We start from the raw sequence: 3,117 nt of genomic DNA on the forward strand, positions 1-3,117 counted from the left end.
CGGTCGCGATTGGCGCGAAATGGCAAGACGGGCAGGCTGTCCACGCACGAAATGCCCGCCGCGGGACTCGCGGGCCGATTCGTCCGCGATTGCGTGCTGCAGCGAGCCGGAGCGCTCACGCAGGAGCCGGCACGGCGGGGGACAAGCAGCAATGTCAGGCGCAACGGCGCGCGATCTCGCCTTTCCGCAGTCTGCCGACACAGTCTCCTGCGCGACGGTTCTCAGGATCGACAGCAGGTGGCCCCCGCGCCAGGCCAGGGGGGCAAGCCCTATGCCGGATTGCGCCGCGAAGGCCGCAGCCCTATCCCGGCAGTATCGGGGCGTCCCTCCCTTGCAAGGCGTTCAGAACGTTCTCCGTGCCGGACAATTGTCTGGCTTGGACGGACTGGTGTCGTCGACTTCCACGCGAGACTGAGACCATGGCTGCTGTTTCAACGACCGACGAGCTCGAGGTTGCATCCGGGATGCTCCATCGGTTCTCCACGCTGATCGAGGACGGTCTGACGAGGAGGCTGTCGGGCTGGCTCTCGTCCGGCGGTGCGTGGCACGATTTCGTCCAAGTTCTGGAGGCCGCCGGCTATCGTCCCGCGCTGCTGGCTCTCGGCATTGCAGCGGTTTGCCTGATTGCCGCTGTCGCAACGGCAGCTTTTGCCAGCGCGATCATCGGCAAAGTGAAGGCCCGGCCGCTTCTGTTCGGGGCCGCCTGGTTTGCGGCCGCCTTGCTCGCGGTGCTGGCGGCCTGGGTCCTGCTCCTCAGTCTCATCTCCGATACGGTGCTCCGCCGCGCCTTGCTCAACTGCGTCGTGATCTCGGCCGTGGCGACAATGATCTGTTTCCCGCTGGCCACCGGTCGCCGGTCGATCTTCTGGCCTTGGCGACGCGATCTCGCGGTCGCCATCGGCATCGCGGCCGGCGGCCTGGTGGTCCTTGCCTGTCTGCGCATATGGAATGCGGCCGATCCGCTACGCGATCTCTTCGCAACATTCGCGGTGTCCTTGCCGTTCACCATTCTGGTCGCAGCCGCGTATCTTCGTCATCGCGGGCTGGTGACGAGGGTCCTGTCCTTCGGCAGCAGCGCAGGATCGCTCCGCCGGAAGCTGGCTGCACTCTGGCCCGGGCTCGTGGTGGCGGTCGTCATCGCCGCCTTCCTCTTCATCCAGCTGGACCTGACGATTGGAAGGCCGACACGGGGCGGATTGTTGCTGCTTTCGCTTCTTCTGGTTCTCGCCGGTCCTCATCTCGACGTCGCCATCGAAAGACGCGGCTGGCAGGCGGTTCGCTCGCAGGGCGGAGAACTGACGGGCGCGCTGTGGCGCACCTTCCGCATCGTGGTCGCCGCATCGATTCTCGCGGTCTTGGCGACGCTCTGGCTCCTGCCGATCCTGGATGTCGTCGGTATTCCGCGGGGCACCGTCCTGCTGAAAGCCGGCGAGATCCTGATGCTCGTGCTGGTCATTGCCTTCTGCTGGAACTGGGTGGCCATCATGGCCGCCCGCATCAGACCTCAAACGCCGGGCGATCCGCAGGTCCCCGCCGCCATGATCGGCACGCGGCTGACCACTGTCGGCCCATTGCTCGTGGGCCTCACCAAGGCCGCGCTTCTGACGCTGGGGGCTCTGACCGTCCTGGTGATGCTCGGCATCAATGTCTGGCCGCTGATCACCGGCCTCTCGATCTTCGGCCTGGCGATCGGGCTGGGCTCCCAGACCCTGGTCAAGGATGTGGTGGCCGGTCTGTTCTTCCTCGTCGATGATGCCTTCCGCCTGGGCGAATATATCGAGACCTCAGGAGCCAAGGGCACTGTCGAGAGAATTTCGTTGCGATCGGTCTCCCTGAGGCACCCGCGTGGTCCGGTTGCGACCATTCCTTTCGGGCAGATCGGGAAGATCCAGAATTTCAGCCGCGAATGGGTCATCGAGAAGATGATGTTCCGAGTTGCCTTGGACACCGATGTCGAAGCCGTGCGGAAACTGTTCAAGAAGATCGGGCAGGAGATCGAAGCGGATCCGGAGCTGAACGCCGATCTGCTTGAGCCGTTCAAGAGCCAGGGCATTGCAGCCCTCGAGGAAGGCACTCTGGTAATCCGCGCCAAATACAAGGCCCGGGCCGGGCGTCAATTCCAGATCCGCAAGGCGATCCTGTCCAAGGTGCGGATCGTGCTGGCGGAGAACGGCATCAAACTGGTGCCCAAGCCGCTTCATGTCCCCGAGATGGGTGGGTGAGCCTGGCTGTTCGCCTTCGTTTACCGGGCATCGGGGCCTTGCGGCCACAAGAACCGGTCCAGGCATAAGAACGGGTCCAAGCCGAAGCATCGGCCGCTCATCTGCGACGGGGCGCGAGGGCGACCCAGCAGGTCAACGAATAGACAACCGATCCCATGGCGACCATCGCGATCTCAGCCATATCGCGCTCCATCGATCCTCCGGCCGTCAGGCAACCAGACACCGGGCGAATCTCGGGCGGGGCTTTGACCTGTCGGCACGGCCTGACAGTCGAAGCCTTCATCCGATCGATCGCTGTCCGATCAGCAGACGAAACCTGTCGAGATCATTTCGCGCATTGCCCGGTCGCCGGGTCTTGCCATTTGGCGCCAATYGCGTCGGCAATCGTTCGATCCCGTCAGGGAAGACGCCGTCGCTGACATGGCCGCTGGATCACAGGGGCCCGGTCTTGTCATTCGCGCCTTGATTGGGTTGGGCCAGGAACATCACCTTGCCTCGGGCACCGGTGACCTGAGACCCTGATCCCTCTCCAGATTTGGGTAGAGTGCCCTACCAGGCCTATCTGAGCTGCATCAGGCCGTGGGAGCTCGGAAGCGCGTCTCATGATTGCGCGTTTCGGGATTTCATTGGCCGATCTTCACGCTCCACAGGCGCATCTTGCCCTCCCAGGGTTCGAAGCCTGTTACGTTCCTGCCGTGAGCCCAAACGGTCAGCCCATTGTACAGGAGCACCAACGGCACGTCGGTCGACATCATTTCATGGAGGCCGCCGAATAGCTGACGCCGTATCGCGGGATCAGAGGTGTAGTATGATTGTTGCAGCAGTTCCAACGCCTTGGGATTGTCCCACACCTTGCGGGGCTGCTTTGCCTTATCCCCGCTGAATTGCTCGTAGC

General features: G+C 63.5%; 1 protein-coding gene and 1 pseudogene. One reads left to right on the forward strand and one right to left on the reverse strand.

Features of this window, described 5'->3' with window-relative positions; translation table 11 throughout:
• The first annotated feature begins 419 nt into the window (after positions 1-419).
• Positions 420-2,222, forward strand: coding sequence for a mechanosensitive ion channel family protein (locus AC1D34_RS35890; protein WP_476826828.1), 1,803 nt, complete (start codon positions 420-422; stop codon positions 2,220-2,222).
• Positions 2,223-2,845: 623 nt separating this feature from the next.
• Here the strand turns inward: AC1D34_RS35890 and AC1D34_RS35895 are convergent.
• Positions 2,846-3,117, reverse strand: a pseudogene (locus AC1D34_RS35895) (ABC transporter substrate-binding protein); the annotation flags it as partial.

It is taken from the genome of Allobosea sp. P1_A7 (genome assembly GCF_056406775.1).